Here is a 26,142-nt window from a genome sequence, read left to right as displayed (position 1 = left end):
TTTTTGCGCTAAATCACACGCATCGGGCTTCTAAACTTAACAGGAATCACCTGTTGTTTCCCCTGAGGATGTGATTATGAAAAAGTATCTGACCTTTATTATTGCGGGTGCGCTGGCAGGCGCATCATTTTCTGCCTTGTCCGTTCAACCTCTGACCGACAGTACCGACACCAGCCAGCTACGCGCGGCTGGGACGGTCTCTGTCAGCCGGGCAAGCAACCTTGATGACCTTCAGGACAAGCTGGCCGAAAAAGCTCGTCAGGAAGGCGCTAAAGGCTTCGTGGTGAACGCCGCCGGTGGCGATAACCATATGTACGGTACAGCGACTATCTATAAATAACTTACCGCCTTCCAAACTGCATCTGCCCGGCAGATGCAGTTCTCTCTGCCTGCGCCTTGACTGTGCGTTTTTTCACCCCATATTAAAATGCATGACTTGACCCTTTCAGGAGAACATCATGGCTTCCGGCTGGGCGAATGACGACGCCGTTAACGAACAGATCAACAGTACCATTGAAGATGCGGTTGCGCGTGCTCGCGGTGAAATTCCGCGCGGCGAAAGTTTGACGGAATGCGAAGAGTGCGGGGATCCCATTCCTGAGGCACGACGTAAAGCCATTCCCGGGGTGCGGCTTTGCATCACCTGTCAGCAGGAGAAAGATTCAAAAAATGCTTCACATTCAGGATATAATCGTAGAGGATCGAAAGACAGCCAGTTACGTTGACTTTCCTTTACCGTAGTTAACCGCACCAACAGTTTACTTTACGCTCACGACTTTCAGCGAAGCGCGTAGCAAAACGTGCCCTTCTGATTGTGTCTGTAAAGCGTATCCGCAAGAAGTGTCAATTGCGCTTCTGATTTTATTAATAATCAATAAGTTATTTGTCATTCAATTTTTTTGACCAACCACGTCAATTCTCTTCGATTTTATCTTCCGCTAAAAAGCGTGATACTTATCACATCGACGGAACATCGTCCCCTTAACAGAATAACCTGCGAGAATTGACCTATGAAAACCATCAAATATGCTGTTGCCGCTGTTGCCCTGTCCGCTCTGTCTTTCGGCGCTTTCGCTGTAGAGCCAGTCTCCTCTACTCAGGCACAGGATCTGAACAAAATCGGTGTGGTGAGTGCTGAAGGCGCGACCACGCTGGACGGTCTGGAAGCAAAACTGGCTGAAAAAGCTGCCGCCGCGGGCGCAAGTGGATACACCATCACTTCCACTAACGGTAATAACAAACTGAGCGGTACTGCGGTTATCTACAAGTAATCGAACAAATTATGCTCCACCCTCGCCATACCCTCTGGTGAGATGCTCCAACCCTCATTGACCCTGTTGTTGTTACCCTTGTTTGCCCGTCCGCCACTGGACGGGCTTTTTTTTGCTTAAAATGACTGCGCCACGCGCTGCAACCCGGCTTCCACGGACTCGACTTCCCCTGCAGCCAGCAGGCAGCAGGCCATTTGCAGCTTGATTGACTGCGGAACCGGCACCTTCCCGGCCAGACACTGCACAATCCAGCGCGCGGTGACCTGCGGATCTTTCGACTCAGGCAGGATCGCATCTCTGTTCTCTTCCCCACGTTCGACAACGACCCGCGTCCCGGCGGGCTCAATCAGCATCAGCTGTGGACAACGCTGCGGGTTGGCGTAAACCTCGCCTTCTGTACCGTGCATCAGCAGCGCGCGTCCACCGATTTCGGCAAAGAATTGCCCGACTCGCGTCACGTATTCCGGATGGGAGACGCTGGAAAGACGCAGCGCGGCGTCTTCGGCAAACGGCGTCGCCAGCTTCGCCAGGGTGTGAGCGCTGTTACGTACGCCCATGCGCCAGCGCATGTCCAGCTGCTTTTCCAGCGGTGGGCAGAGCGCGCTAACGGGGATATAGACCGGCTGATTCCCCTCCAGCTTTGCCTGTGCCTGACCGGCATGGAGGGTCGGTTCAATACCTAACAACGCCAGGATGGTTTCTGTCAGCACGCGCGTCGGATCTTCGCTCACGCCATGCACTACTACCGGGAAACCGAGTTTCTGCAACAGAATAGCCAGCAGCGGCGTGAGGTTTGCCTGCTTACGCGCGCCGTTGTAGGTCGGGATCACAACTGGCATCGGCTTCGTGACGGGCGGGGTTAAGCGCATGGTCTGCGACTGCATGGCCTCATAAAAGCCGCGCATCTCCGCCTCACCTTCCCCTTTAATACGCAGCGCAATCAAAATGCCGCCCATTTCCAGTTCCGGCACGTCGCCATTCAGCATATGCGTGTACAACGCGCGGGCTGTTTCCTGGTCCAGATCGCGAGCGTGGTTTTTCCCACGCCCTACCTCTTTGATAATTTTGCGGTAATCCACGACATTTCTCCTGACTGCATTATCTTGTTAACAATATAGCCCGATGAACACAGACCCGATAGTGTTTTGTGATCATTATCAACCTGCTGTTTTCATATAAAAAAATTAAACTCAAGCACTATTTACATTATTTGTGATTGGGACAAAAGATCCGCAGCGACCCTTTTTTTGATTAAATAAACATCGAAAAATCATCAAGGGTCAGCGGTAAAAACGTCCAGGCAACGCTTTTACCAGAATCACATCAGGATTAACTATGAACAAGGTTGCATTAGGTTTTTTTATCGCCGCAACGGTGGGATGTTCTGCATCCGCATTTGCGGCAACTAACGGTGAAGGTCAGATTAATTTCACCGGTGAAATTATCGATTCTGCTTGCCAGGTCGTGAATGGATTAAGTAATCCATTAAACGTTCAGTTGGGTAAGGTGTCTAAAACGGTATTTACCGGCGCAGGCTCTACCAGCACATCAACGAAGTTTGATATTAAGTTAACCAATTGTCCGGAAACAGTGACCTCGGCTGCGATTAACTTCGGTGGTACCCCGGATGCGGATAATAATGCCGCGCTGGCATTAACGCCAGATACCGATGCGGCAACCGGTGTAGCCATTCAGTTGATGGATGCTTCCGGGCAGCCTGTCACTCTGTATACGCCTTCGCAGCAATATCCTTTAGCCTCCGGCACGGCAGTTAACGACCTGGAATTCGGTGCGCGTTATATTCAAACTCAGGCCGCCATTACCGCAGGCCCTGCCAACTCTGTATCGACTTTCACCGTTATTTATAACTGATCTTATCAATCCTGAGATATTAATGCTTTTGCGGGCATTAATATCTCTTCTATTTATTGAGAAATCTTTATGCGCCACGGTTATTTACTGAGCACTCTTTTACTGATAGCAGCCTCTGCACATGCGGGTGTCGTGATTAATGGTACCCGGCTGGTCTATCAAGGAGATAAAAAGGAATCATCTCTTGGCCTGTCAAACCCGGATACGACGGATTATCTGGTACAGTCCTGGGTCGATTCTGGCGGTAAAAACCCGGCCAAAGCCCCATTCCTGATCACCCCGCCGCTTTTCCGTCTGGATGCAAAAGAAGATAACGTTCTGCGCGTGGTACGCACGGGCGGAAATTTACCGGAAGACAGGGAATCTCTGTACTGGTTGAATATCAAAGCGATCCCTTCCTCAAAACACGTTGAGGGAGTAAATACGCTGCAAATTGCCATTAATACCCGCATTAAATTGCTGTATCGCCCGTCCGCGGTAAAAGGCCGACCAGAAGATGTGGCGGATAAGCTTGAATGGCATCGCGAAGGTAACGACCTGGTGGTGAATAACCCTACGCCTTTCTATATGAATTTCCAGACCGTCACGCTTAACGGTCAGAAAGTCACAAAAGCGACCTGGGCTGTTCCGAAATCAGAAACACATTTTGCCATACCGGGTAATGTCGGGGGCTCAAACATGACGTATTCCATTATTAATGATTACGGCAGCATCAGCCATTCCTGGTCGAAATCCGTTCATTAATTGTTCCGGTAATAAATTAATCATGTACAGCCACAAAAAGCCGTTCACCTGCCGAATGTCTTCATTGCTGGTCATTCTCTGTGGCCTGGCAATAGCCATCTTTGCGCAGCAAGTTATGGCTGATGATTATTTTAACCCCGCCCTGCTGGATATTGATAATCCCCAGCAGGGTAAAACCGATCTGTCCGTCTATGAAAAAGGTCCCGGCCAGGCACCGGGGAAATATGAGGTCGCGGTGTTTATCAATAATAATAAAATTGATACCCGCAACGTGACCTTTACGCTTGAGAAAGATTCGCAGGGCAACGACACGTTACAACCTTGCTTTAGCATGGGTGAGTTAAAAAGCCTCGGTATCAGGACCCAAAAGTTTCCTCAGCTCATGGCCAAAGGCCAGTGTGCCGATTTAGGTGTCATCCCTGCTTCATCTGCAATCTTTCACGTTCGCAACCAGCAGCTGCTGCTGAGCATTCCGCAAAAGGCGCTCGGACAGGTGCCACGCGGTTACATCGACCCGAAAGAGTTTGACGAAGGGATCAACGCGGGCCTGCTTAATTACAGCGTCAACGCCAGCCAGAGCCATGCGCGCCAGCAGGGTGAAGAGGATAGCAGTAGCCAGTACGTGAACCTGCGTCCGGGTTTAAACGTTGGCGCATGGCGCCTTCGCAACTATTCCACCTGGAATCGCAGCACCACAGGCAATGAGGAGGAACAGAAATTCACCTCCGTTTATACCTATGCGCAACGCGATATTGTGGCGATGAAAAGCGATATCACCGTTGGCCAGAGCTCATCACCTGCTGATGTTTTTGACAGTGTCCCTTACACCGGCGTGGAGCTGAAATCCGATAACGACATGCTTCCCGACAGCGAAAAAGGCTATGCGCCTATTATTCGTGGCACCGCCCACAGCAACGCGCTGGTGATGGTGCGCCAGAACGGGTACGTGATTTATCAGAACACGGTCGCGCCGGGGGCCTTCGAAATTAACGATCTCTACCCCACCGGCAGCAGCGGCGACCTCCAGGTCACGGTGAAAGAAACTGACGGCAGCGAAAGTCATTTCGTGGTGCCGTTTGCCTCCGTTCCGGTATTGCAGCGTGAAAAAAACCTGCGCTACAGCGTAACTGCCGGGCGTTATCGTTCTTATGACAAAGATGTTGAAAAGACCCCGTTTGCTCAGGGGAGCGCCATCTATGGTTTACCCCACGGCTTCACGGCCTACGGCGGCGTACAGCAGAGCAGTCATTATCAGTCGCAGGCGATAGGCGCCGGGAAAAACATGGGCGATTTAGGGGCGTTCTCCATTGACGTGACTCGCGCCAGAGCCCTGCTGAAAAAACAGCAGTCCAGCACAGGCAAATCGTGGCGCGTACGCTACAGCAAAGATTTCGCCGGTTCAGGCACCAACTTTTCGCTTGCGGGCTATCGCTACAACAGCAAGGGGTTTTACACCCTGGACGACACCATGGAGTCGTATACCCGCGCCGATAACTGGTCTGCGCCACAGCAGCGCCGCGCCCGTACCGAAGCCACCATCGACCAGACGCTACCAGAAGGCTGGGGATCGGTCACGCTGAGCATGGTGAAGGAAACCTACTGGAGCCAGAACCAGGACATGACCTCCATGAGCGTCAGCTACAACAACAGCTGGCACGGCGTTAGCTACAGCCTTAGCTACAGCATGAACAAAAACACCCACGACAGCGATCTGGACGGTAATGCGGTGACGAACGACAACCAGTTCTCGCTGAGCGTTTCGGTTCCGCTGGAGCGCTGGATGCATAACACCTGGGCCACGTACAACCTGAACAACACGAAAGATGGCACCACGCAGAACATCGGCCTGAACGGTACGGCCCTGAAAGAAGACAACCTGAACTGGAATCTCCAGGAGGGGCTGAGCAGCACCGGCAGCGGTAACTCCACCAGCGTTAACGCCGACTACAAAGCGACATACGGTGAAGTGAGCGGTGGCGTCAGTCAGGATAAATATCAGCAAACACTGAACGTCGGCTTGCAGGGAGGCGTGATTGCCCATGCAAACGGCATCACGCTGAGCCAGCCGCTCGGTGAGACCATTGCGCTCGTGAAAGCCCCGGGTACGCACGGCACGCATATCACTAACCAGACCGGCGTTGAAACCGACTTCCGCGGCTACACCGTCGTACCGTTCGTCACCGCGTATCGCCACAACACTATTGCGCTGGATACGGAAACGCTGCCGGAGGACGCCGACGTCACCCATGCGGCACAAATTGTGACGCCAACCCGCGGAGCCATTGTGCGCGCCAGCTTCACGACGCGCGTGGGCAATCGCGTCCTGATGACGCTCACGCAAAACGGTAAACCGCTGCCGTTCGGCGCAACGGTTACCACCGAGGACAAGGACAGCGAATTTATCGTCGGGAATGACGGCCAGACCTATCTCTCGGGTCTGCCACAGCAAGGGCATCTCCGCGTTTCCTGGGGACAGGAGGCAAACGAGCATTGCGTCGCTGACTATGTGCTCACGGATGAGAAAGCGAAAACCAGCATCATTAACGCTGCCGCGCAGTGTCACTGATCTCCCCTAAAGGCAAAACATTATGCAAATGATTAAACAGTGCTTTTTCTTACTGATTCTGGGAACCGCTGCGTTATTCATGCCGCATGCGAAGGCGACCTGCACCACGCCGGATCTCCCCAAAATGATCAACGTGGCATCCATTTCTGTCCCGACGACGCTGGCAGTTGGCGCAACTATCCCGGGTACAGAGCAGAGCGTTCATGTTGCCGGGCATTGCGATCAGAGTACCGACAGCGGCCTGGAGATTGTCTCCTGCTACTACGGCACCGGAGCGGAAATGCCAGGGCTCAGGGGGGTATACGAATCCGGTGTGCCGGGGATTGGCGTAGCATTGATGAATGATCACGGGCAGCGAATTAGCGGCGCTGGCGGCGTGCAGTGCGATTCACGTGGAACGCCTGTTGGCTACGTCTCTACCGATGGAACACAGACTTTTAGCTTTGAAATAACGCTTGAGCTGGTTAAAACGAGTGACACCGTGACATCCGGTACGCTGGTGCAGTCTCAAACCGAATTTGGCATTGGCGTTTTCGGCCATGAAGGGATCGGCAACCCTAACCACATCGCCTATGCAGGTAATGTTATTCTTCATCAGGTCACCTGCTCCGTTTTACCGAAAAATCTCACCGTTAATTTGGGCGATTTTCCCGTCAGTGATTTCATCAGCGTAGGTTTTTTATCCAGCCCTGCTCAAAAATTTAATATCACCGTCAACTGTGACACAACCGTACAGCCTGAGCTAAAAATCACCAGCGCGAATGGATATGACACAGCATTTGAGGGGGTGATCAAACTCACGCAGCAGACCGGCATGGCTACAGGCGTCGGAGTAAGAATGCTATTTGATGACCATCTCGCCACCTTCGGTACCTATGTAAGTACCCAAAATCAGGCCGTAGCCAACGAAACGCTGGTGATCCCGTTTGAGGTTCGCTACGAGCAGGTCAGCAATGTAGTCACCCCCGGGCCAGCCAATACTGTGGCAACCATCACCCTCGCTTATAAGTGAACGTCATGAAAAAAACCGCATTGATTCTCGCGCTGGGGCTGATCGCCCAGGCCCACGCCGATGATATACAGATCCAGATGACGGGTAACATTTACGCCAACACGTGCGTCATTGACAGTGCCAGCCGCAACCTGACGGTGGACTTAGGCCAGGCGGCATCGGGTAGTTTTAAAGACGTGGGCGATACCGGCGAGTGGAAGGACTTTTCCCTTTCGGTGTCGCACTGCCCGGCCACGCTGGCGCTTGCCACCGCCTTTTTCTACGGTCAGGCCGACAGCACCCATCCCACCAAATTTGCCAATCTCGGTAGCGCAAAGGGGCTGGCACTGGAGCTGGCAGATCGTCAGGACAAGATACTGATTGCCCCGCAGGCCGCCTTTAACGCTGCCATAAACCCGTCAGACCACACGGCCACGTTCCCGCTGGCCGCACGCTATTACGCCACCTCGATGCCCATCTCTGCCGGCACGTTCAGCAGCGTGATCCAGGTGACCTTCACTTACCAGTAGGACCGCGCCCCTTAGCACGGAAGCTTTTTCGACGCCCGGCAGCCAGTTTTGTCGGGCGTTTTTTTACTTCCGGCACGTCCGGCTGCTCAATCGGGAAGATCGGCAGCGCATTCAGCAGCCGCTGGCCGTAGTTTTTGGTGAGCAGTCGTTTGTCATAAATCACCACCTCGCCCCAGCAGCCGTGGCTACGGATCAAGCGCCCGACCTGCTGAATCAGGTTAAACGACGCTGCAGGCAGGCTTTGCACTTCAAACGGATAACGGTTAAGGCTTTTCAGCCATTCGCCTTCGGTGATCACCACCGGGCTGTCGATGGGCGGGAAGGCGATTTTATGGATATGCACCTGCGTCAGGTAGTCGCCTTTCAAATCAAGCCCTTCCGCAAAGGACTGTAACCCCACCAACACGCTGCGCTCGCCGTTATCAATGCGTTTACGGTGGGTTTCCACCAGCCGATAGCGCGGCTGATCGCCCTGCACCAGCAGGAGTAAGCGCAGATCGGTGACGTGCTCCAGGAAGCGTTGCATCGCCCGACCGCTGGCAAACAGCACCAGCATACCGGGGTATTTTTTACTCTCAACCTGCTCGCGGAAGTAGGCCGCCATTTCCGCAATATGCTGCTCTTCGTTATCGATAAGCGGCTCATAATTCATGCGCGGAATGACCAGCTTGCCCTGCTCACAGTGGTTGAACGGCGAGTCCAGGGCCACAAAGCGGTCGCCCGCTTTCTCTTTCAGGCCGCTCATCTCCTGCAACCTTGAAAAGCTGTTCAGGGAACGCAGAGTCGCTGACGTCACTACCACGTGCGGCACGCTGCGCCAGATCAGCTTTTCCAGCTGATCGGCCACGCGGATGCCCACGCAGTGGAAGAAGAGATGTCCCTGCCCGTCTCGTACTTCGCGGGTGGCCCACTTAGTCACCGGCGCGCCGGACGCCTGCGCCATCGAAGCCAGCCGCCAGAGTTTGCTCTGCGCTTCAAACATCCCCAGCGCGCGATTCATTTGCAGCAGAATGCGGTGCAAACGCACCACGTCGTGGGTACCGGTTTTCTCGCTGAGATCGTTTAAGAACATCTCCGCCAGCCCGCGCAGCTTTTCCAGGTGCTTCGCCAGCTGCTGGCAAATCTCCATCACTTCCTGCGGCAACTCACCCATCGCAAAGCGATGTTCCGCCTCCTGGGTGGCGGGGAGATACAGGTTAAGGATGTTATTCAGCGAGGCGATGAGGCTGTACACCTCTTCACAGTGCTCGCTCAACCGCTCCGGAACCGCCAGCGGCGGCGTGGTTTTCGGACGGAACTGCTCCATGCAGGTTGCCACCAGTTTGCAGAACAGATCCAGTTGCAGGCGAAACCACGGGGCGGTAATTTCCGCGCTCATCTCCAGCGCATCTCGCGCCACGTCGGGCAGATGATGGCCTTCATCGAGCACCAGCAGCAGGTTTTTGGGCTCCGGCAGGACCGCTTCACTCTCCAGTGCAGCCATGACCAGCGCGTGGTTGGCGACAACCACCTCCGCTTCCTGAATCTCACGCCGGGCGACAAAGAACGGGCACTCGCGATAGTAGTGACAGTTACGGTTCAGGCAGCTTGCTTTATCGGTGCTGAGCCTGCGCCACAGGTCGTCGCCGATCGCCTGGTTGGTGTGATCCCGCAGGCCGTCCCACTTGTAACCGTCGAGATCGGCCTTCAGCTTTGCGCACTGCTCCTGCTCCGCCTTGTTGTTTGGCGTCAGCTCGTCATCAAGAAACGCGAGCAGATCCTGTTGGGAGGGTTCACTGCTGGCCAGAGCCGCCAGATTGCGCGGACAGACGTAGCGCCCGCGACCAAAGGCGGCGGTAAACCGTAAATCGGGGATAATTTTGCGCAGCAGCGGCAAATCTTTGCTGAAGATCTGATCCTGCAAGGCCACGTTAGCGGTACTGACCACCAGCGTTTTATCTTCTTCCCGCGCGATGGCAATGCCGGGAATAAGATACGACAGGGTTTTCCCGACGCCGGTCGGGGCTTCAATCGCCAGATGTCGCCCGTCGTCCCCGGCGAGCGTTTTTGCCACGTCGGCAATCATCTGCCGCTGCGGGGCTCGGGGAATAAAATCGGGGATCTGCTGTTGTAGCGCCTTATACCATGCGCCAATTTGCGCCTTGAGCGCAGCGGTTAAAGCCATCGGAAACCTGAAATACTGTATAAACAGCCACTATTGTGGCACTTTCTCTCCGCTGCCGCAAAAAGAAAAGCCCGGCTTTACGACCGGGCTTCCAGATTACTGCGGGTTAGCAGGCTTACGCGGGCGGCGTCGGCGCTGCCCCTCGCCTGCCGGTTTCCCTTCGCCGCTACGCCATGGGTTTTCACCGGCCGGTTTGCTGTCGTTATTACGACGCGGCGGTTTGCCCGAAGATTTCGGCGCGCCGCCTTCGGCACGACGCGGCTGCTGACCGCGACCACCGCCGCCCTGACCGCGCCCGCCACCCTGACGACCGTTCTGAATTGGCTCGGCTTTGATTGACGGGTCAACTTCATAGCCCGGGGTTTCAATACGCGGGATCTCTTTCTTCAGCAGGCGTTCGATGTCGCGCAGCAGCTTGTGCTCATCCACGCAAACCAGAGAGAGCGCTTCCCCGGTTGCCGCCGCGCGTCCGGTACGGCCGATACGGTGAACGTAATCTTCCGGCACGTTTGGCAGCTCGTAGTTCACCACGTGCGGCAGCTCTTCGATATCCAGACCGCGTGCGGCGATGTCGGTTGCCACCAGCACGCGTATGTCGCCAGACTTGAAGTCTGCCAGCGCGCGGGTACGCGCGCCCTGGCTCTTGTTGCCGTGAATGGCCGCGCTGCGGATGCCATCTTTATTCAGCTGTTCCGCCAGGTGATTGGCGCCGTGCTTGGTGCGGGTAAAGACCAGCACCTGCTGCCAGTTGCCCTGGCCGATCATCTGGGAGAGCAGTTCCCGCTTGCGCTTCTTATCTACAAAGTGCACGTGCTGCGTCACCTGCTCGGAGGCGGTGTTGCGGCGCGCGACTTCCACTTCCAGCGGGTTATGCAGCAGCTTTTCCGCCAGCGCCTTGATCTCGTCGGAGAAGGTCGCGGAGAAGAGCAGGTTCTGACGACGCGTCGGCAGCTTCGCCAGCACGCGACGAATATCGTGGATGAAGCCCATGTCCAGCATACGGTCGGCTTCGTCCAGCACCAGAATTTCGATGTTATCGAGCTTCACCGCGTTCTGGTGTTCCAGATCCAGCAGACGCCCCGGGGTTGCCACCAGCACGTCCACGCCGCCGCGCAGCTTCATCATCTGCGGGTTAATGCTTACCCCGCCGAAAACTACCAGCGAACGAATGTTGAGATAGCGGCTGTATTCACGCACGTTCTCACCAATCTGGGCCGCCAGCTCGCGGGTTGGGGTGAGGATCAGCGCACGCACCGGACGACGGCCTTTGGCGTGTGGCTGGTTTTTTACCAGCAGCTCCAACAGCGGAAGGGTAAAGCCCGCGGTCTTACCGGTACCGGTCTGCGCGCTTGCCATCAGGTCACGGCCCTGCAAAACGGCCGGGATAGCCTGCTGCTGAATAGGGGTTGGCTCAACGTAGCCCTGCTCTGCGATGGCGCGCAGAATTTCCGGGTTCAGACCAAGGGAATCAAAAGACATAAAAACTCCGAACCGCCCCGACCATCACAGGTGTAGTTTTCAGGGAGATATAACGAATAGAAGGACAAAAACCACAATGTCGCGAAGGAGCGGAGTGTAGCAGCTTTTGTGACGTGGCGCATAAAATATCCCCGGCGATGACTCGACGTTTGCGCAAATCAGGCATAATCTTAATCAATCGATTGATTAATTTTTAATGCTGCTATGAATACAACCCCAACGACAACCAAAGGCGAACAGGCGAAAAGTCAGCTTATCGCCGCCGCGCTGGCGCAGTTTGGCGAGTATGGTCTGCATGCCACCACGCGGGATATCGCCGCGCAGGCCGGGCAGAATATTGCGGCCATTACCTACTATTTTGGCTCAAAAGAGGATTTATACCTCGCCTGCGCCCAGTGGATCGCGGATTTTATCGGCACCAGCTTTCGCCCACACGTGGAAGAAGCCACCGCGCTGTTCAGCCAGACAGAACCGGACCGGGTTGCCATCCGCCAGCTGATCCTTAACGCCTGTCACAACATGATTCGCCTGCTGACGCACGACGATACGCTGAACCTGAGCAAATTTATCTCCCGCGAGCAGCTCTCCCCCACTGCCGCGTACCAGCTGGTGCACGATCAGGTGATCGCCCCGATGCATAGCCATCTGACCCGGCTGATCGCCGCCTATACCGGACGGGACGCCAGCGATACGGACACCATTTTGCATACCCACGCCCTGCTGGGCGAAGTGCTCGCCTTCCGTCTGGGGCGTGAGACCATCCTGTTACGTACGGGCTGGACACAATTCGATGAGGATAAAGCCGCGCAAATTAGCCAGGTCATTACCTGTCACGTTGATCTGATCCTGCAAGGCTTAACGCAAAGGAGCCAGAAGTCATGAAAAAACCTGTCGCCATCATTCTGGTGGTTGTTGTCTTGCTTGCTGCGGGAACAGGCGGCTGGCTGTGGTATCAGAGCCAGCAGGATCGTGGCCTGACGCTGTACGGCAACGTGGATATCCGCACCGTGAACATGAGCTTCCGCGTCGGCGGACGGCTGGCCTCGCTGAGCGTTGACGAAGGCGATGCCATCAAAACCGGGCAGACGCTGGGGATGCTGGACAAAGCCCCGTTTGAAAACGCGTTGATGCAGGCAAAAGCGGGCGTCGCCGTCGCACAGGCGCAGTACGACCTGATGCTGGCGGGCTATCGTGATGAAGAGATCGCCCAGGCGGCCGCTGCCGTTAAGCAGGCAAAAGCCGCCTATGACTATGCGCAGAATTTCTATAACCGTCAGCAAGGCTTATGGAAAAGCCGCACCATTTCCGCCAACGACTTGGAAAATGCGCGCTCATCCCGCGACCAGGCGCAGGCGACGCTGAAATCTGCCCAGGATAAGTTAAGCCAGTACCGCACCGGTAACCGCGCGCAGGACATTGCCCAGGCGAAGGCCAGCCTTGAGCAGGCGCAGGCGCAGTTAGCCCAGGCGGAGCTGGATCTGCACGACACCACGTTAATCGCCCCGTCTGACGGTACGCTGATGACCCGCGCCGTGGAGCCGGGCAGCATGCTCAGCGCGGGCAGCACCGTGTTAACGCTCTCCTTAACCCGTCCGGTGTGGGTGCGCGCTTACATTGATGAGCCGAATCTTGGCCAGATGCAGCCGGGCCGCGAACTGCTGCTCTACACCGATGGTCGCCCGGACAAGCCGTATCACGGCAAAGTGGGCTTCGTCTCCCCCACGGCCGAGTTCACGCCAAAAACCGTTGAAACCCCGGATCTGCGTACCGACCTGGTGTATCGCCTGCGCATCATCGTCACCGATGCGGACGACGCGCTGCGTCAGGGCATGCCTGTTACCGTGACCTTAAACGACGGGGAACAACATGAATGATGCGGTTATCCAGCTCAATAATTTGGTCAAACGCTTCCCGGGAATGGCTAAACCGGCGGTCGCGCCGCTGAACTGTACGATTCAGAAAGGCTATGTGACCGGGCTGGTGGGGCCGGACGGCGCGGGTAAAACCACGCTGATGCGGATGCTGGCGGGATTGCTGAAGCCGGATGAAGGCAGCGCCAGCGTGCTTGGCCTCGATCCCATCAAAGACGACGCGGCGCTCCACGGCATACTCGGCTATATGCCGCAGAAGTTTGGTCTGTATGAAGATCTGACGGTAATGGAAAACCTCAACCTGTATGCCGATCTGCGCAGCGTTACCGGCGAAACCCGGCAGAAAACCTTCGAGCGTCTGCTGGCGTTTACCTCCCTCGGCCCGTTCACCGATCGGCTGGCGGGCAAACTTTCCGGCGGGATGAAGCAGAAGCTGGGGCTGGCCTGTACGCTGGTGGGCGAACCGAAGGTGCTGTTGCTGGATGAACCCGGCGTCGGCGTGGACCCGATTTCCCGCCGCGAGCTGTGGCAGATGGTGCACGAGCTGGCGGGTGACGGCATGCTGATCCTCTGGAGTACCTCTTACCTTGATGAAGCAGAGCAGTGCCGTGACGTGCTGCTGATGAACGAAGGCGAACTGCTCTATCAGGGCGAGCCCACCGAGCTGACGCAAACCATGGCCGGGCGCAGTTTTCTGCTACACAGCGCGCAGGAATCCAACCGCAAGCTGCTGCAACGGGTGCTGAAGCTGCCCCAGGTGAGCGACGGGATGATTCAGGGCCGTTCGGTGCGCGTGATCCTCAAAAAAGAGGCCACCGCCGACGATATCCGGCGTGCGCAGGGGATGCCTGAAATCGACATGACAGAGACCGCGCCGCGCTTTGAAGATGCGTTTATCGATCTGCTGGGCGGGGCGGGAACCTCAGAATCACCGCTTGGCGCCATTCTGCACACGGTGGAAGGCACGCCGGGCGAAACGGTCATTGAAGCGAAATCGCTCACCAAAAAATTTGGCGATTTCGCCGCCACCGATAACGTCAATTTTGCCGTGAAGCACGGCGAGATATTTGGCCTGCTCGGGCCGAACGGTGCGGGGAAATCCACCACCTTTAAAATGATGTGCGGCCTGCTGGTACCGTCCTCCGGCAAAGCGCTGGTGCTGAACATGGATCTCAAAGTCAGCTCCGGCAAGGCGCGCCAGCATCTGGGCTATATGGCGCAGAAGTTTTCGCTCTACGGCAACCTGACGGTGGAGCAAAATCTGCGATTTTTCTCCGGCGTCTACGGCCTGCGGGGACGGGCGCAGAACGAGAAAATCGGCCGCATGTGCGACGCCTTTGGCCTGACCGATATCGCCTCACACGCTACCGACGCGCTGCCGCTTGGCTTCAAACAGCGGCTGGCGCTGGCCTGTTCGTTGATGCACGAGCCCGATATCCTCTTTCTTGATGAACCTACGTCAGGCGTGGATCCCCTCACCCGCCGTGAATTCTGGTTGCATATCAATAGCATGGTGGAAAAAGGCGTGACCGTGATGGTCACCACCCACTTTATGGACGAGGCAGAGTACTGCGACCGCATCGGGCTGGTCTATCGCGGCAAGCTGATTGCCCACGGCACGCCGGACGACCTGAAAGCGCAGGCCGCCGACGACGCACAGCCGGACCCGACCATGGAGCAGGCGTTTATCACCCTCATCCACGACTGGGATAAGGAGAATCCTCATGCGCAGTAACGCCCTCTCCTGGCGCCGGGTGCGCGCCCTGTGCGTCAAAGAGACGCGGCAGATTGTGCGTGACCCCAGCAGCTGGCTGATTGCGGTGGTGATCCCCCTGCTGCTGCTGTTTATTTTTGGCTACGGAATTAACCTCGATTCCAGCAAGCTGCGGGTTGGGATCCTGCTGGAGCAGCAGAGCGAAGAGGCGCTGGACTTCACCCACGCCATGACCGGCTCGCCCTACATCGATGCCACCATCAGCGACAACCGGCAGGAACTGATCCAGAAAATGCAGGCCGGTAAAATTCGCGGTCTGATCGTCATCCCGGTCGATTTCGCCGCCAACATGGCACGCCCGGGCGCCGATGCGCCAATTCAGGTGATCACCGACGGCAGCGAACCGAACACCGCCAACTTCGTGCAGGGCTATGCGGAGGGGATCTGGCAGCTCTGGCAGATGCAGCGCGCCGAAGACCGGGGGGAGAAGTTTGAACCGCTGATTGACGTGCAGACGCGCTACTGGTTTAACCCCGCCGCCATCAGCCAGCATTTTATTATCCCGGGTGCGGTCACTATCATCATGACGGTGATTGGCGCGATCCTCACCTCGCTGGTGATCGCCCGCGAATGGGAGCGCGGCACCATGGAGGCGCTGCTCTCCACCGAAGTGACGCGCGTCGAGCTTTTGCTCTGCAAGCTGATCCCCTACTACTTCCTCGGCATGCTGGCGATGCTACTCTGTATGCTGGTCTCGGTATTTATTCTTGGCGTGCCGTACCGCGGTTCGCTGGTGGTGCTGTTCTTTATTACCAGCCTGTTTTTACTCAGCACGCTGGGAATGGGGCTGCTGATCTCCACCATCACCCGCAACCAGTTTAACGCCGCGCAGGTGGCGCTTAATGCCGCCTTCCTGCCGTCGATCATGCTCTCCGGCTTTATCTTCCAGATTGACAGTATGCCGGCGGTGATCCGTGCCGTGACCTACATCATTCCGGCACGCTACTTTGTGAGCACCCTGCAAAGCCTGTTTCTGGCGGGGAACATCCCGGTAGTGCTGATTATCAACACCCTGTTTTTGCTGGCGTCGGCGGTGATGTTTATCGGGCTGACGTGGATGAAAACGAAAAGAAGATTAGATTAGCCATCGGATTTTGTAGGTCGGGAAAGCGCAAGCGCCACCCGACAGGAGGACGACGCGATGTTTCACCGTTTATGGACATTGATCCGCAAAGAGCTGCAATCCTTGCTGCGCGAGCCGCAGACCCGCGCCATTCTGGTGCTGCCGGTGCTGCTTCAGGTTGTACTGTTTCCGTTTGCCGCCACGCTGGAGGTCACCAACGCCACCATCGCCATTTACAACGAAGACAATGGCAAGCATTCCGTCGAGCTGACACAGCGTTTCGCCCGCGCCAAAGCCTTTACCCATGTCCTGCTGCTGCAAAGCCCGCAGGCGATCCAGCCCACCATCGACACGCAGAAAGCATTATTGCTGGTGCGCTTCCCGGCGGATTTCTCCCGCAATCTGGACACCTTCCAGACCGCGCCGATGCAGCTGATCCTCGACGGACGTAACTCCAACAGCGCCCAGATAGCGGCGAACTATTTGCAGCAGGTAGTGAAGGACTACCAGCAGGAGCTGATGGCGGGCAAACCCAAACCCAACAACAGCGAGCTGGTGGTGCGCAACTGGTACAACCCGAATCTGGACTACAAGTGGTTTGTGGTGCCGTCGTTAATCGCCATGATCACCACTATTGGCGTGATGATTGTCACCTCGCTGTCCGTGGCACGCGAACGTGAGCAAGGTACGCTGGATCAGCTGCTGGTCTCGCCGCTCGCTACCTGGCAGATATTTGTCGGCAAAGCGGTGCCGGCACTGATTGTCGCGACGTTCCAGGCCACCATCGTGCTGGGGGTGGGAATATGGGCGTACCAGATCCCGTTTGCCGGATCGCTGGCGCTGTTTTACTTCACGATGGTGATTTACGGCCTGTCACTGGTGGGGTTTGGGCTGCTGATTTCCGCGCTCTGCTCAACGCAGCAGCAGGCGTTTATCGGGGTGTTTGTCTTTATGATGCCGGCGATTTTGCTTTCAGGGTACGTGTCACCAGTGGAGAACATGCCGGTGTGGTTACAGGATCTGACATGGATAAACCCGATTCGTCACTTCACGGATATCACCAAGCAAATCTATCTGAAGGATGCGAGTCTGGATATTGTGTGGGGAAGTTTGTGGCCGCTACTGGTCATCGCGGCCACAACGGGCTCAGTGGCCTATGCGATGTTTAGACGAAACATCGCGTAGCTTTTTCTCTTTGGTGAGCAACGACACCACCGCAGGCCCTGCGAGGATAGCCAGACCCGCCAGGGCCAGCAGCAGGTTGTTTTGCAGCACGCGTGACAACAGCCACAGGACGATCATTGCCGCACCAAAATACCAGGTGGTGGTGAGCTCTTCGAGCACATCACCCACTTCACGCCAGCGCGCGTCGTGGTGACGCTGTAAAAACAGCATCGACAGCACGGTCACGCCGTAAACCACACATAACCCTAAGCCGACACGCACCAGCGTGCCGCTCATCCAGCCCATCACCAGTACGGCCACGACCAGTAAATGCAACATTATCTGCCAGCAACTCAAACCGGTTGCGACACGAACGCGTTGTTGCCACTTCATGGCTTCTCTCCTGAAGGATTTTTCTCTGCTAATTCAGACTACCGCACTTTACGGAAAATTCCGTAACGCCGCATCTTTTTGTGACGCCTACTACACTTTATTTTCATCGGGATAGTCACCCAGGAAGGTGTTTATGAGCAAAAGAACGCAGCATTTCTCGCTTAAGGTGCTGACGATAAATATTCATAAGGGCTTCACAGCATTTAACCGCCGCTTCATTTTACCGGAGCTGCGCGACGCGGTACGCACCGTCAGCGCCGATATTGTCTGCCTTCAGGAGGTCATGGGCGCGCACGAAGTGCACCCGATGCATTTCGAAAACTGGCCCGACACGCCCCATTACGAGTTTCTGGCGGATACCATGTGGAGCGATTACGCCTACGGGCGCAATGCGGTCTACCCGGAGGGGCATCACGGTAACGCAGTGCTGTCGCGTTTTCCTATCGAGCATTATGAGAACCGGGACGTCTCCGTTGGCGAGAGCGAAAAACGCGGGTTGTTATACTGCCGCATCACGCCACCGGCGCTCGATTTTCCCATTCATGTGGGCTGCGTTCATCTTGGCCTGCGTGAGGCCCACCGTCAGGCTCAGCTACAGATGCTGGCAGACTGGACCAATGCGCTGCCGGAGGGCGAGCCCGTGGTAGTGGCCGGTGATTTTAACGACTGGCGACAGCGGGCCAACCATCCTCTGAAGGTGAATGCGGGGCTGGAGGAGATTTTTACCCGCTCACGCGGTCGTCCCGCGCGGACGTTTCCGGTGCGCTTCCCCCTGCTGCGCCTTGACCGCATCTACGTAAAAAATGCCCACGCCAGCAGCCCGACGGCGCTGGCTTTACTCAACTGGCGACATCTCTCCGACCATGCCCCACTCAGCGCGGAGATCCACTTATGAAATGCACATGGCAGGAAGGTAACCGTATTACGCTGCTGGAAAATGGCGATAACTTTTATCCGGCGGTCTTTGAGGCGATTAGCCACGCACAGCAGAAAGTCTTTCTGGAAACGTTTATCTGGTTTGAAGACGACGTGGGCAGGCAGTTGCACAGCGCGCTGCTGCAAGCCGCTCGTCGCGGTATAAAAATCGAGGTCCTGCTCGACGGATATGGTTCGCCGGATCTCAGCGACGAATTTGTTAACGAGCTCACCGCCGCAGGGGTGGTATTCCGCTATTACGATCCCGGCCCGCGTCTGTTCGGGATGCGCACCAACCTGTTCCGCCGAATGCACCGCAAAATTGTGGTGGTGGACGAAACGGTGGCCTTCGTTGGCGGCATTAACTACTCCGCCGAGCATATGTCGGATTATGGTCCCGAAGCGAAACAGGACTACGCGATCCGCATTGAGGGACCGGTGGTACAGGACATCCAGCTGTTCGTGCTGGAAAACTTACCCGGCAAAGAGGCCGCACGCCGCTGGTGGCGACGCCGCCATCGCCCGGAAGAGAACCGCAAGCCCGGCGAGGCGCAGGCGCTGTTCGTCTGGCGGGATAACGAGGAGCACCGGGACGATATCGAACGTCACTACCTGAAGATGCTGGCGAACGCGAAGCGCGAGGTGATTATCGCCAACGCCTATTTCTTCCCCGGTTACCGGATTTTGCACGCCATGCGCAACGCGGCCCGACGCGGCGTGAGCGTGAAGCTCATCGTCCAGGGTGAGCCCGATATGCCGATTGTGAAGGTGGGCGCGCGTCTGCTCTATCGCTATCTGGTCAAAAGCGGCGTGCAAATCTATGAATATCGCCGCCGCCCGCTGCACGGCAAAGTGGCCGTGATGGATGACCACTGGGCGACCGTTGGCTCAAGCAACCTCGATCCGCTGAGCTTATCGCTCAATCTGGAAGCGAACCTGATCATCCACGATCGCCAGTTTAATCAGACCCTGCGCGATAACCTTCAGGGTCTGATCAATAAAGACTGCGTGCGTGTGGATGAGTCCATGGTGCCGAAACGCAGCTGGTGGAACGTTGGCATCGGTGTGGTGGTGTTCCACTTCCTGCGCCACTTCCCGGCCATGGTGGGCTGGCTGCCCGCGCATACGCCGAAACTGGCGCTGGTGGATCCGCCAGTGCAACCCGAAATGGAAACCCAGGACCGCGTAGAGGCGGAAGATGGAGGGAAAACCTGATGTCGAAATCTCATCCTCGCTGGCGGCTGGCGAAAAAAATCCTGACCTGGCTGTTCTTCATTGCCGTCGCGGTCCTGCTGGTGGTGTATGCCCAAAAGGTGGACTGGGAAGAGGTGTGGAAGGTCATTCGCAACTACAACCGGACAGTCCTGCTGGGGGCGGTTGGCCTGGTGATTGTGAGCTACCTGATGTACGGCTGCTATGACCTGTTGGGACGCGCCTACTGCGGGCATAAGCTTGCCAAACGGCAGGTTATGCTGGTGTCATTCATCTGCTACGCCTTTAACCTGACGCTGAGCACCTGGGTGGGCGGGATTGGAATGCGCTATCGCCTGTACTCCCGCCTTGGCTTACCGGGCGGCACCATCACGCGTATTTTCTCGCTGAGTATCACCACCAACTGGCTGGGGTATATTCTGCTCGGCGGGGTGATTTTCACCATTGGCGTGGTGCAGCTGCCTGCGCACTGGTACATCGATGAGGCCACCCTGCGCATTCTGGGCATCGTACTGCTGCTGATCATCGCCGCCTACCTGTGGGCCTGCGCCTTTGCCAAACGTCGTCATATGACCATTAAAGGGCAGAAGCTGGTGCTGCCGTCATGGAAGTTTGCCGTCCTGCAAATGGTGGTTTCCAGCGCCAACTGGATGGCGATGGGGGCCATTATCTGGCTGCTGATTGGCGAAGATGTGAATTACTTCTTCGTGCTGGGCGTGCTGCTGGTAAGCAGTATTGCCGGGGTGATTGTGCATATTCCAGCGGGGATCGGCGTACTGGAAGCGGTGTTTATCGCGCTGCTTGCAGGGGAGCATGTGTCTCACGGGACGATTATCGCTGCCCTGCTCGCGTACCGCATGATCTACTATTTCCTGCCGCTGGCGCTGGCAACGATCTGTTATCTGGTGCTGGAGAGTCGGGCGAAGAAGCTGCGCGCGAAGAACGAGAAGGCGATGGCAAAATAAAAGCAAAACGGCAACTTCGTTGCCGTTTTTAGGGTTTGTTCCCTCTCCCTGTGGGCTGAGGGATCCCCAGTAATTTTTTTATGCAGAAGCAATAAAGTTGCTTTCTAAATGACTGAGGGCTGTCAGCGATGCTCTGGTCCGGCTGTAAATCGCTGAGGCGTTTGCCTTCCGGCCGGGGCGAGGCGCAGGGATGCGCCGAGAGGGCGGCTTTACAGTGACGTTGCCTCCGCCCGTACCCGATAAGCCGGAAGGAATAAGCCGAGGGCACCGCGAAGCGGCGATTTACCGCCGGGAGCCCGGGTCGCCAGGGTGGTGGCGACTGAGCCACCCTCACTAACGCCGGTTGCCAAAAATACGCAGCAGCATCAGGAACAGGTTGATGAAGTCCAGATACAGCGTCAGCGCGCCCAGAATCGAGTATTTGCGCAGGTTTGAACTGTCGCGAACATCAATTTGTTCACCGATGTTTTTCAGTTTCTGGGTGTCGTAGGCGGTTAAGCCCACGAAGATCACCACCCCGATATAGGTCACCGCCCACATCAGCGCGTCACTCTTCAACCACAGGTTCACCAGCGACGCCAGCACAATCCCTATCAGCCCCATAAACAGCATGTTGCCGAAGCCGCTCAGGTCACGTTTGGTGGTGTAACCGTACAGGCTCATCACACCGAACATCCCGCCGGTCACCACAAAGGTGCTGGCAATGGAGGAGTAGGTGTAAACGATGAAAATACTGGAGAGCGTCAGCCCGGTCAGCGCCGAATAGAGCATAAACAGCGTGGTCGCCATGCCCGAACTGAGCTTGTGCACCAGCCCGGAGAGCACGAATACCAGCGCCAGTTGCGCAATAATCAGCCCAAAGAAGGTGATTTTGCTGGAGAAGATAAACATCATCAGTTCAGGCGTGTTTGCCGCATACCACGCGATAAACGCGGTAAGCAGCAGGCCAACCGTCATCCAGCCATATACCTGAGCCATGTAGGTTTGCAGCCCGCTACGGGTCTGCTGAACTATCGAATCGGAACGCGGAAATCGGTCCATGATTCACTCCTGATTAAGTAAACACACACGTTAAGACTAACACATCCACGTAAACCTGTTACCAGCGGCTGGCAGCCTGTTTGTCGCTGTCCCGCGATTCCACCCAGCGCTCACCTTCCGGCGTCGCTTCACGCTTCCAGAACGGCGCTTTAGTTTTGAGGTAATCCATGATGAACTCCCCCGCCGCAAAAGCACTCCCGCGATGGGCGCTGGTGACGCCGACAAACACAATTTCTTCGCCGGGCCACATTTCGCCGATGCGATGGATAACCGTAACGCGCCCCAGCGGCCAGCGGCCTCGCGCCTCTTCGACAACGGCCGCCAGCGATTTTTCGGTCATTCCCGGATAGTGCTCCAGCGTCAGCGCTTTTACGCTGTCGCCGAGATTATGATTACGCACTTTCCCGGTAAAGGTCACGACCGCGCCGTCTTCGTCGCGCCCGGCCAGCCAGTCATATTCCGTGCCCACGTTAAAACGCTCATGGCCAACCAGAATTCGGGTTTCCGTCATCTCAACCCCCTGTGACCGGCGGGAAGAAGGCCACTTCATCCCCATCAGCCAGCGGGTGGGTCAACTCCACCAGCGTCTGATTCACGGCGGCCAGCAATTTGCCTTCATCCAGCGCCAGCGCCCAGCGGTCGCTTTGCGCCGCCAGATGCGCACGCAGGGCGGCGACGTTTTCGAAAGAGCCGTCCAGCGTCAGGCTGTCGGTATTGATCAGCTCACGGACCTGGGCAAAAAAGAGCACCTTAATCATGGCTTTCCACCTTAAAATCACCGGATTTGCCGCCGCTTTTTGCCAGCAGACGCACCGGGCCAATCACCATATCTTTCTGCACCGCTTTACACATGTCGTAGATGGTCAGCGCCGCCACGGAGGCTGCCGTCAACGCCTCCATCTCCACGCCGGTTTTCCCGGTTAAGCGGCACAGGGACTCGATACGCACGCGGTTATGCTCCGGCTGCGCCTGCAAATTTACCTCCACTTTGCTAAGCATCAGCGGATGGCAGAGCGGGATGAGGTCCCAGGTGCGTTTAGCGGCCTGAATACCGGCGATGCGGGCGGTGGCAAACACATCACCCTTGTGATGGCTACCGTCGATAATCATCGCCAGCGTCTCCGGCAGCATGGTGACGAACGCTTCAGCACGCGCCTCGCGCACCGTTTCGGCTTTGGCGGAGACATCCACCATATGCGCTTCGCCAGCGGCGTTTATGTGGGTCAGTTGTGACATAGCTTATTTCTTTAAATGGGGATGGAAATTACACGGACGGGTACGGGCATCCAGCTGCGGGGCAATAATGTTTTCCCACGCGGTGCGGCAGGCTTTGGTCGAGCCCGGCATGGCGAAGATCAGCGTCTTGTTCGCTACCCCCGCGACGGCACGGGACTGGAGCGTAGAGGTGCCAATCTCTTCAAATGAGAGCATGCGGAACACTTCGCCGAAGCCTTCTACTTCGCGATCGAACAGCGGAAGCAGCGCTTCCGGCGCCTGGTCGCCTGCGGTAAAGCCGGTGCCGCCAGTGATCAGTACAACCTGGACGTCATCACTCGCAATCCACTGTGAAACCTGAGCGCGAATGGCGTAACGGTTCTCTTTGACGATCGCTTTATCAACAATCTGGTGCCCGGCTTCGTGTGCCGCCTCGCGCAGCCAGTGGCCGGAGGTATCATCCTCTTCACCACGACGTTCGGAAACGGTAAGAATAGCAATGCGTGTCGGGATAAATTCCGCGCTTACCTGACTCATCTTCTGGTTCCTTCTAAAGCCTGATTACCCGCCGATATAGGACAGGTTCTGAGTAATGCCGGTGTTGCCCTGATGCAGGAAATGGGTCTGCTTTTTGTGCGTCAGCGCCTCGGAAATGCGTACTTCAAGCGCGTCCTGTTGGGCGTCGTCTTCCAGCAAATCGCGCAGATCGACGCCGCCATCCCCGAACAGGCAGAGGTGCAGCTTGCCAACAGAGGAGACGCGCAGGCGGTTGCAGCTGGCACAGAAGTCTTTTTCATAGGGCATGATCAGGCCGATTTCGCCTTCATAATCCGGATGACAAAAGACCTGCGCCGGGCCATCGCTGCGCTGGCGGATCTGGTGGATCCAGCCGCGTTTCAGCAGTTCGTCACGCAGGACCATGCCGGAGATGTGATGGCGACGGAACAGCTCGCTGCCCTCCCCGGTCTCCATCAGCTCAATAAAACGCAGTTGAATGCGGCGCGGTTTGATCCACGCCAGAAAGGTGTCCAGCTGATGGTGGTTCACATCACGCATCAATACGGTATTGACTTTGACCTTGTCGAAACCGGCGGTGAACGCGGCATCGATGCCGTCCATTACCTGCTGGAACTTATCCTGGCCGGTAATGGCGTGGAACTGACGGGCGTCCAGGCTATCGACGCTGACGTTGATCGCCGTCAGCCCCGCATCGCGCCAGTTCGCCACGTCACGCGCCATGCGGTAACCGTTGGTGGTCACCGCTATCTGGCGGATACGTTCGTTTTCACGCACGGCGGCAATGATGTCAGGGAAATCACGGCGCAGGGAGGGCTCTCCCCCGGTAAGACGCACTTTTTCCGTACCGAGTTCAGAGAACGCGCGCGTGACGCGGCGTACTTCTTCCACGGAGAGAAAGCCATTATTGGTGACGCTGCCCGGCTTGTAGCCATCGGGCAGGCAGTAGGTGCAACGGAAGTTACACACGTCGGTAATCGACAAACGTAAGTAGAAAAACTTACGCGCGAAAGTATCAGTAAGTTGTGAAGCCATGTACACCTTTCCAGATCGGGAGGCACAGTCATTTCTTTCTGTACCCTGGTGGCAAATCCGCCACGGCCAGGGCGCCATATCTCTCGACACAGGCGCCAGGGCTAGAGTGTATGTTTTCAGTTTTGAAAACGTGGTTATGGCGATAGTAGCGTGGAAATCGCCACTTCGCCATTGTCGCTTTTCGCTATATAAATTTATACATAACGATGTTATCGTGCATTTTCACTACAGAATACGCAAAAACAGCGCTTTCGCATTGATATACGTCATTATGGTTTGTGAGAGGCATCGTCTTTTAGGAGTAGTTGCGTTACTGTGACGCAAGCTTAACAGGATAAGGAATAGGTATGCGCAATCGCACTTTTGCGGATCTGGACCGCGTGGTCGCTCTTGGAGGAGGTCACGGTCTGGGACGGGTTATGTCGTCGTTATCGTCACTGGGCTCACGCCTGACGGGCATCGTGACAACAACGGACAACGGCGGCTCAACCGGGCGGATCCGACGTGCTGAAGGCGGGATAGCCTGGGGTGATATGCGCAACTGCCTCAACCAGCTCATTACTGAGCCAAGCGTGGCCTCGGCGATGTTTGAGTACCGTTTTGGGGGAAATGGCGAACTTTCAGGCCATAACCTTGGAAATCTGATGTTAAAGGCGCTGGATCACCTGAGCGTGCGCCCTCTGGAAGCGATCAATTTAATTCGTAACCTGCTAAAAGTGGATGCGTTCCTGATCCCGATGTCCGAACAGCCGGTAGATTTGATGGCGATCGATGCTGATGATCACGAAGTGTATGGTGAAGTGAATATCGACCAGCTTCTCCTTCCGCCAAAAGAGCTGATGACCTACCCCAGCGTACCCGCAACGCGTGAAGCGGTTGAAGCGATTGGCGAGGCCGATCTGATCCTGATTGGGCCGGGGAGTTTTTATACCAGCCTGATGCCGATCCTGCTGGTGAAAGAGCTGGCGCAGGCGCTGCGCAGAACGCCTGCGCCCATGGTCTATATCGGTAATTTAGGCCGCGAACTCAGTCCGGCGGCGGCAAGCCTGTCGCTGGCGGATAAGCTGGACCTGATGGAACAGTATGTTGGTAAGAAAATTATCGATGGTGTCGTGGTCGGGCCAAAAGTAGATGTGTCGGGGATTGGCGATCGCGTGGTGGTGCAAGAGCCGCTGGAAGCCAGCGATATTAAATATCGCCACGACCGCCATCTGCTGCGCGAGGCGCTGGAGAAGGCGATTCAGGCATTAGGTTAGGTTCGTTTTGTGCGGCCTGATGCCCTCACCCCGGCCCTCTCCCTTTGGGCTGAGGGTTCCCCACAAATTAATGCGAGCACTGAGCAATCCCCTCGCCCCTCCGGG

The 26,142-nt window shown here is 56.4% G+C and carries 27 protein-coding genes and 1 riboswitch; of the genes, 17 read left to right on the top strand and 10 right to left on the bottom strand.

Annotation, left to right across the window (positions count from 1 at the left end; genetic code table 11):
- The first annotated feature begins 76 nt into the window (after positions 1-76).
- The 3 genes from mcbA (at position 77) to ybiJ (ending at position 1,271) form a co-directional block, all read left to right on the top strand.
- The gene (gene mcbA, locus ACOT1A_RS10725) at positions 77-340 is read left to right on the top strand and encodes a DUF1471 family periplasmic protein McbA (protein WP_022647519.1); all 264 of its coding nucleotides are present in this window, start codon (positions 77-79) and stop codon (positions 338-340) included.
- A 118-nt stretch (positions 341-458) separates the two neighbouring features.
- Entirely contained in the window at positions 459-725 is a 267-nt protein-coding gene (locus ACOT1A_RS10720; RefSeq protein WP_022647518.1) for a DksA/TraR family C4-type zinc finger protein, read from the top strand.
- Between the two features lie 285 nt (positions 726-1,010).
- Entirely contained in the window at positions 1,011-1,271 is a 261-nt protein-coding gene (ybiJ, locus tag ACOT1A_RS10715; RefSeq protein ID WP_003858474.1) for a DUF1471 family protein YbiJ, read from the top strand.
- A gap of 116 nt (positions 1,272-1,387) precedes the next feature.
- On the opposite strand, the gene ybiB is transcribed toward ybiJ, so the two are convergent.
- Positions 1,388-2,350: a DNA-binding protein YbiB gene (gene ybiB, locus ACOT1A_RS10710; protein WP_023305740.1), complete on the bottom strand. Its 963-nt coding sequence runs from the start codon at positions 2,348-2,350 to the stop codon at positions 1,388-1,390.
- 256 nt (positions 2,351-2,606) lie between these two features.
- On the opposite strand from ybiB, the gene ACOT1A_RS10705 reads away from it, so the two are divergent.
- The 5 genes from ACOT1A_RS10705 (at position 2,607) to ACOT1A_RS10685 (ending at position 7,974) form a co-directional block, all read left to right on the top strand.
- Positions 2,607-3,143: a fimbrial protein gene (locus tag ACOT1A_RS10705; protein ID WP_022647516.1), complete on the top strand. Its 537-nt coding sequence runs from the start codon at positions 2,607-2,609 to the stop codon at positions 3,141-3,143.
- Between the two features lie 69 nt (positions 3,144-3,212).
- Entirely contained in the window at positions 3,213-3,887 is a 675-nt protein-coding gene (locus ACOT1A_RS10700; RefSeq protein WP_105322572.1) for a fimbrial biogenesis chaperone, read from the top strand.
- Positions 3,888-3,909: 22 nt separating this feature from the next.
- Positions 3,910-6,453: a fimbria/pilus outer membrane usher protein gene (locus tag ACOT1A_RS10695; protein ID WP_139156971.1), complete on the top strand. Its 2,544-nt coding sequence runs from the start codon at positions 3,910-3,912 to the stop codon at positions 6,451-6,453.
- A 22-nt stretch (positions 6,454-6,475) separates the two neighbouring features.
- Positions 6,476-7,465, top strand: a complete 990-nt coding sequence (locus tag ACOT1A_RS10690) for a fimbrial protein (protein WP_022647513.1) — start codon at positions 6,476-6,478, stop codon at positions 7,463-7,465.
- 5 nt (positions 7,466-7,470) lie between these two features.
- Positions 7,471-7,974 carry a fimbrial protein gene (locus ACOT1A_RS10685; RefSeq protein WP_023299643.1) on the top strand — a complete coding sequence of 168 codons (504 nt, stop codon included), beginning with the start codon at positions 7,471-7,473 and terminating at the stop codon, positions 7,972-7,974.
- Here ACOT1A_RS10685 and dinG read toward each other — a convergent pair.
- Both dinG and rhlE read right to left on the bottom strand, forming a co-directional pair.
- Positions 7,961-10,138 carry an ATP-dependent DNA helicase DinG gene (gene dinG / locus ACOT1A_RS10680; RefSeq protein WP_038415719.1) on the bottom strand — a complete coding sequence of 726 codons (2,178 nt, stop codon included), beginning with the start codon at positions 10,136-10,138 and terminating at the stop codon, positions 7,961-7,963. The two genes, ACOT1A_RS10685 and dinG, sit on opposite strands and share 14 nt — an antisense overlap.
- 96 nt (positions 10,139-10,234) lie before the next feature.
- Positions 10,235-11,617 (bottom strand): ATP-dependent RNA helicase RhlE, encoded by a 1,383-nt coding sequence (gene rhlE / locus ACOT1A_RS10675; RefSeq protein WP_017693771.1) that lies wholly within the window; start codon positions 11,615-11,617, stop codon positions 10,235-10,237.
- Between the two features lie 204 nt (positions 11,618-11,821).
- Between rhlE and cecR the strand changes: the two genes are divergently transcribed.
- The 5 genes from cecR to ACOT1A_RS10650 are packed head-to-tail and all read left to right on the top strand — an operon-like array spanning position 11,822 to position 17,510.
- On the top strand, positions 11,822-12,499 hold the full coding sequence (gene cecR / locus ACOT1A_RS10670; RefSeq protein ID WP_022647510.1) for a transcriptional regulator CecR: 678 nt from the start codon (positions 11,822-11,824) through the stop codon (positions 12,497-12,499).
- A complete protein-coding gene (hlyD, locus tag ACOT1A_RS10665; RefSeq protein WP_022647509.1) occupies positions 12,496-13,491 on the top strand; it encodes a secretion protein HlyD in 996 nt (331 codons plus the stop codon). Before cecR ends, hlyD begins: the two co-directional genes overlap by 4 nt.
- A complete protein-coding gene (locus ACOT1A_RS10660; protein ID WP_105322571.1) occupies positions 13,484-15,223 on the top strand; it encodes an ATP-binding cassette domain-containing protein in 1,740 nt (579 codons plus the stop codon). The genes hlyD and ACOT1A_RS10660 overlap by 8 nt, the downstream gene beginning before the upstream one ends.
- Positions 15,213-16,346: an ABC transporter permease gene (locus tag ACOT1A_RS10655; RefSeq protein WP_022647507.1), complete on the top strand. Its 1,134-nt coding sequence runs from the start codon at positions 15,213-15,215 to the stop codon at positions 16,344-16,346. Before ACOT1A_RS10660 ends, ACOT1A_RS10655 begins: the two co-directional genes overlap by 11 nt.
- Before the next feature lie 57 nt (positions 16,347-16,403).
- Positions 16,404-17,510 (top strand): ABC transporter permease, encoded by a 1,107-nt coding sequence (locus ACOT1A_RS10650; protein ID WP_022647506.1) that lies wholly within the window; start codon positions 16,404-16,406, stop codon positions 17,508-17,510.
- Here the strand turns inward: ACOT1A_RS10650 and ACOT1A_RS10645 are convergent.
- The gene (locus ACOT1A_RS10645; RefSeq protein WP_003858499.1) at positions 17,472-17,882 is read right to left on the bottom strand and encodes a YbhQ family protein; all 411 of its coding nucleotides are present in this window, start codon (positions 17,880-17,882) and stop codon (positions 17,472-17,474) included. The two genes, ACOT1A_RS10650 and ACOT1A_RS10645, sit on opposite strands and share 39 nt — an antisense overlap.
- A gap of 133 nt (positions 17,883-18,015) precedes the next feature.
- On the opposite strand from ACOT1A_RS10645, the gene ACOT1A_RS10640 reads away from it, so the two are divergent.
- The 3 genes from ACOT1A_RS10640 to ACOT1A_RS10630 are packed head-to-tail and all read left to right on the top strand — an operon-like array spanning position 18,016 to position 20,974.
- Positions 18,016-18,777, top strand: coding sequence for an endonuclease/exonuclease/phosphatase family protein (locus ACOT1A_RS10640; protein ID WP_022647505.1), 762 nt, complete (start codon positions 18,016-18,018; stop codon positions 18,775-18,777).
- Positions 18,774-20,012, top strand: a complete 1,239-nt coding sequence (gene clsB, locus ACOT1A_RS10635; RefSeq protein ID WP_022647504.1) for a cardiolipin synthase ClsB — start codon at positions 18,774-18,776, stop codon at positions 20,010-20,012. The genes ACOT1A_RS10640 and clsB overlap by 4 nt, the downstream gene beginning before the upstream one ends.
- Entirely contained in the window at positions 20,012-20,974 is a 963-nt protein-coding gene (locus ACOT1A_RS10630; RefSeq protein WP_023299637.1) for a lysylphosphatidylglycerol synthase domain-containing protein, read from the top strand. Before clsB ends, ACOT1A_RS10630 begins: the two co-directional genes overlap by 1 nt.
- 333 nt (positions 20,975-21,307) lie before the next feature.
- Here the strand turns inward: ACOT1A_RS10630 and ACOT1A_RS10625 are convergent, their stop codons facing one another.
- The 6 genes from ACOT1A_RS10625 to moaA form a co-directional block, all read right to left on the bottom strand.
- Positions 21,308-22,015, bottom strand: a complete 708-nt coding sequence (locus tag ACOT1A_RS10625; protein ID WP_003858508.1) for a Bax inhibitor-1/YccA family protein — start codon at positions 22,013-22,015, stop codon at positions 21,308-21,310.
- 58 nt (positions 22,016-22,073) lie between these two features.
- Entirely contained in the window at positions 22,074-22,526 is a 453-nt protein-coding gene (gene moaE, locus ACOT1A_RS10620; RefSeq protein ID WP_276170472.1) for a molybdopterin synthase catalytic subunit MoaE, read from the bottom strand.
- Position 22,527: 1 nt separating this feature from the next.
- Positions 22,528-22,773, bottom strand: coding sequence for a molybdopterin synthase sulfur carrier subunit (gene moaD / locus ACOT1A_RS10615; protein WP_022647502.1), 246 nt, complete (start codon positions 22,771-22,773; stop codon positions 22,528-22,530).
- Positions 22,766-23,251 (bottom strand): cyclic pyranopterin monophosphate synthase MoaC, encoded by a 486-nt coding sequence (moaC, locus tag ACOT1A_RS10610; RefSeq protein ID WP_006809528.1) that lies wholly within the window; start codon positions 23,249-23,251, stop codon positions 22,766-22,768. The genes moaD and moaC overlap by 8 nt, the downstream gene beginning before the upstream one ends.
- Before the next feature lie 3 nt (positions 23,252-23,254).
- Positions 23,255-23,767 carry a molybdenum cofactor biosynthesis protein B gene (gene moaB / locus ACOT1A_RS10605; RefSeq protein ID WP_022647501.1) on the bottom strand — a complete coding sequence of 171 codons (513 nt, stop codon included), beginning with the start codon at positions 23,765-23,767 and terminating at the stop codon, positions 23,255-23,257.
- A gap of 24 nt (positions 23,768-23,791) precedes the next feature.
- A complete protein-coding gene (gene moaA / locus ACOT1A_RS10600) occupies positions 23,792-24,781 on the bottom strand; it encodes a GTP 3',8-cyclase MoaA (RefSeq protein WP_276170471.1) in 990 nt (329 codons plus the stop codon).
- Positions 24,769-24,902, bottom strand: a riboswitch (molybdenum cofactor riboswitch). It overlaps the preceding gene by 13 nt.
- A 226-nt stretch (positions 24,903-25,128) precedes the next feature.
- Between moaA and yvcK the strand changes: the two genes are divergently transcribed.
- Positions 25,129-26,037, top strand: a complete 909-nt coding sequence (yvcK, locus tag ACOT1A_RS10595) for a uridine diphosphate-N-acetylglucosamine-binding protein YvcK (RefSeq protein WP_023299636.1) — start codon at positions 25,129-25,131, stop codon at positions 26,035-26,037.
- Positions 26,038-26,142: the final 105 nt, after the last annotated feature.

It is taken from the genome of Enterobacter cloacae complex sp. SYL003, from assembly GCF_049236925.1.
Taxonomy (GTDB): domain Bacteria; phylum Pseudomonadota; class Gammaproteobacteria; order Enterobacterales; family Enterobacteriaceae; genus Enterobacter; species Enterobacter intestinihominis.
Note: the sequence above shows the minus strand (reverse complement) of the source record. Positions and strands in the feature narration are given on the sequence as shown.